Origin of the sequence: Planktothrix sp. FACHB-1355 (genome assembly GCF_014748295.1) — a bacterium.
In the GTDB taxonomy this organism is placed as follows: Bacteria; Cyanobacteriota; Cyanobacteriia; order Cyanobacteriales; family Aerosakkonemataceae; genus Aerosakkonema; species Aerosakkonema funiforme_A.
On sequence record NZ_JACJUP010000632.1, the window covers coordinates 1 to 4013 of the forward strand.

4 protein-coding genes and 1 pseudogene are annotated in these 4013 nt (G+C 42.8%); all 5 read left to right on the forward strand.

The features are described from left to right. Positions 1 to 391, forward strand: a pseudogene (locus H6S82_RS22040) (PD40 domain-containing protein); the annotation flags it as partial. A 21-nt stretch (positions 392 to 412) separates the two neighbouring features. Beyond that, the gene (locus H6S82_RS22045; protein ID WP_242057066.1) at positions 413 to 1606 is read left to right on the forward strand and encodes a WD40 repeat domain-containing protein; all 1194 of its coding nucleotides are present in this window, start codon (positions 413 to 415) and stop codon (positions 1604 to 1606) included. A gap of 455 nt (positions 1607 to 2061) precedes the next feature. Next, positions 2062 to 2523, forward strand: coding sequence for a PqqD family protein (locus H6S82_RS22050; protein ID WP_199315364.1), 462 nt, complete (start codon positions 2062 to 2064; stop codon positions 2521 to 2523). A 26-nt stretch (positions 2524 to 2549) separates the two neighbouring features. Next, positions 2550 to 3635, forward strand: coding sequence for a serine kinase (locus tag H6S82_RS22055; protein WP_190466400.1), 1086 nt, complete (start codon positions 2550 to 2552; stop codon positions 3633 to 3635). Positions 3636 to 3641: 6 nt separating this feature from the next. Beyond that, a partial coding sequence (locus H6S82_RS22060) for a glycosyltransferase family A protein (protein WP_191056706.1) occupies positions 3642 to 4013 on the forward strand: 372 nt, incomplete at its 3' end.

Genomic DNA, 4013 nt, shown 5'->3' on the forward strand with positions numbered 1-4013 from the left:
GCAGATAAATAGTGGCAGATGGAGTCGCACCTTTGCAGGACATTCTAATTGGGTGCGTTTCATCGCCTTTAGTCCAGATGGACAATTTCTTGCCAGCGCCAGTTATGACAAAACCATCAAAGTTTGGGATCTCTATAGCGGCAAAGAAATTTATACTCTCAGCGAACATACAGACTTAGTTGGGTGCGTTGCAATTAGCCCGGATGGACAGATTTTAGCTAGTAGCAGTCGCGACAAAACTATCAAACTTTGGCAATTAAGTACGGGCAGGGAAATATCTAACATCACAGAGCGATCGGACGCTGTTAGTTATATTACCTTCAGTCCTGATGGGCAAACTCTCGCTGCTGCCAATTTTGACGGCACTATCAATATTTGGCGGTGCGATTAGCAATCCTTGTGAGAAGATTTAATGATGACAAAAAATTTCAATTGTCCCAGAGATTGCGATGCCGTACTCGGTACTAATTCACCGCCGTTGACTGGTGCGGTGTTGGGTGGACTTCAGGGAGTCAAGCAGCGCCTAGCCAGTCCATCTGTTGAGTCAAGAATTGCCGCCCTAAAAGAGGCTTTGGATTATGGCGAACCGGGTTTGGAATTGGTGATTGATGCGTTGAAAGATGAGTCAGAACCGATACAGTATAACGCCTTATTGCTATTACAGCAACGAACAGAACCAAAAGCGCGTGAAGCGATACGACAATCCAATCCTTATCTATTTTTTAAGTGCGTTCAAACTCTCAAAGGTCATACCCATCAGGTTAATTCGATCGCGATCGATCCTGATGGACAAACTCTTGCCAGTTGTGGCAACAAAGATGGAAATATCAATCTGTGGCAACTGAATACAGGAGAAAAAATTCGCACACTTGCGGGTCATACCAACTACGTTCGTTCCCTCGCCTTTAGCCCCGATGGGCAGATGCTAGTTAGCGGTAGCCACGACAAAACTATCAAGCTTTGGCAAGTGAGTAAGGGCGAGGAAGTGGCCACGTTTGCGGGTCACAGAAACTGGGTTATTTCTATCGCAATAAGCCCAAATGGACAGATAATCGCTAGTGGCAGTCGTGACAAAACTATCAAGTTTTGGCAGATGTGTACGGGACAGGAAATTTTCACTTTCTCAGGTCATAATGGCTCTGTTTATTCGCTCGCCTTCAGTGCGGATGGGCAGACTTTAGTCAGTGGTAGTAAAGATGAAACAATCAAGATTTGGCAGTTAAGTACCGGGCAAGAATTGCACACGCTTATCAGTCATAGCGCCCCTGTTCGTTCCGTTGCTATAAGTCCGGATGGGCAGACAATAGCTAGTGGCAGCTATGACAAAACTATCAAGCTGTGGGATTTGAGTACGGGACAGAAAATTCGCACCCTCACGGGTCATACTGAGGCAGTTCGTTTTGTCACTTTCAGCCCAGACGGACAGAGAATAGTCAGTGGCAGTTGGGACAAAACTATTAAGATTTGGCAGCTAAGTACGGGGCGGGAAATTTGCACTTTCACAGGTCATACATACTCGGTTACATCTATCGCTTTCAACCCAGATGGACAAACTCTAGTTAGTGGCAGCGGTAACAAGACTATTAAGATTTGGCGGTGCGATTAAGCGATCGCGAGCTTTGTGAATTTTTGGCTATGACGATCGCTCTGCCTGAACTTTAGCTGGAGACGAAACCCTTTGGCAAATATTAACTCAAGTTGCTAGTTACATTCAGTAGTGTGCGTCCGAGCGATAAAATTAGTAATTATCTCCAAAATTCAGGGGTATGACGCACCCTACAACCTGAAAAATACCTCAAAATTAATAACTAGCAATTTGCGTTATTAAAATAATATTAAGATTAGGTTAAATCTTCGCATTTGTCAAAAATATTATGTTAATCTAGCAAAAACAAATGGGACTATCCTCATACGGTCAAAAATCCCCTGCGAATGGAAAAAAATCGCGGCGACATCAAACGACACTGCCTTGGCAAAACACAAGTCCGCGCAGGCGGACTTCGTTTCGATAGTCGCGAATTTATTCGTTAGACTTTTTCAACCCAAAAAAACGGAGAAAAAATGATCAAAACGTCTGAAAATTTTAGAATCAATTCTCCTAAAGTAGTACATGAAATGATTGATGGGGAAGTGGTAATTGTCAACCTAGAACGGGGCGATTATTACAGTTTGGTAAAAGCGGGGGCCGAGATTTGGGAAGGGTTAACAAAAGGTATTTCCAGAGTAGATATTATGGAAAATATGGTGCAGCGCTACGACGCCAGTCGCGAAAATATTGAAACCGCGATCGATGACTTGATTGAGAAATTAGAGTTAGAAGAACTGATTATTATTGAAAAAACAGATGAATCGATTCCCTTAAATACAACAAACAACCAAAGCGAAACGAAAGCAAATACAGAAAAGCTTAGCTTTGAAATTCCAACCTTACAGAAATACACGGATATGGAAGAATTGCTAGCTTTAGATCCCATCCATGAAGTTGACGAAATGGGTTGGCCGAATGCCAAACAGGATCTTTAAGTTAGATTAAAAGCAATTGCAAAATAATGGTTACAAACGAGTTGGGAAATTCCGAAAAGGAAAACAAAACAGAACAACAAGACCCGGTGGCTTTTTTCGATCGGGTCTACGAATTATACGAAAAAGCGGAATCTGCTTCGGGAGGCGCTGTTAACCGTTTTTATAATATCGGCGGGTTTAAGATTCGGTTGCGTTTTGCTGGTGATGCCTTAATTCCGTACATGACTCCTGCTTTAGCACACTTAGAAACAGAACCTTTTTCAGACCCGTCACTTACAGTTTGTTTGTGGGATAGTACCTCGACAAATACGATAATGCCGCCTCCACCTTGGCAGAGAAATCAACATCATCCCAAGCGTGGAGAGATTTACGGTTTCAATAGCGATCGCATTCACACCAGTTTCCAATGGGGTGCATTTGCGTTAAGTATGTTGGATAGCGATCGCAACTTGGGAATTTATTGGGTGGAAACCACCGAACAGATTCCTTATTGGGAAACGGGTTCACCGCTGCGGACAATTTTTAACGTCTGGATGAATAAGCGGGGAATTCAGCTGGTTCATGCTGGCGCAGTTGGACTGCCAAGTGGCGGCGTTTTGTTAGTTGGAAAAGGAGGATCTGGTAAATCAACTACTGCGTTAACTTGCTTAAATTCCGAGCTTTTTTATGCAAGTGACGATTACAGTTTGATCGCCTGCGAACCGACACCGACAGTTTTTAGCATCTACAACACTGGCAAAAAAAATGCCGACGATGTGGATAGATTACCATTTTTGGCTAAGGCTATTACTAATCGCGATCGCCTTTCAGAGGAAAAAGCACTTTATTTCATCAACGACCATTTTCCCGAAAAAATATTGACCAATTTTCCCATTTGTGCTGTTTTAGTTCCGCGCATTACTGGCAAAACAGATACATCCTTAACAGCTACCTCTGCTGCTGCTGCTTTAGCTTCATTAGTACCCAGTACGATGATTCAATTACCAGGTTCTGGAAAAGAAGCTTGCCAAATTATGATGCAAGTATTGCAACAAGTTCCTTGTTATTATCTAGAACTCGGCACTGATTTAGCACAAATTCCTCAAGTTATTTTCAACCTCATTACCAAATGATAACCGATGGAAGATAACTCATTATTTGTTAGCGCGATTATCCCGGTTTACAACGGAGAAAAATATCTGGCGGAAGCCATCAAAAATGTCAAAAATCAGGATTATCAACCATTAGAAATAATTGTCATCGACGATGGTTCGACCGATCGAACTCCTGAAGTTGCGGCGGCATTTAAGGATAGTATCCGCTATGTTTCCCAGCCAAATAGCGGCCCAGCAGCGGCTCGCAATCATGGGATAAGAATAGCCAATGGTGATGTAATAGCTTTCTTAGATGTTGACGATCTTTGGTCGGATGATAAACTCAAACTGCAAGCTAATTACTTAGCAAATAATCCCTCAGTAGGGATCGTGCAGGGATTAATCCAACAGATGAAA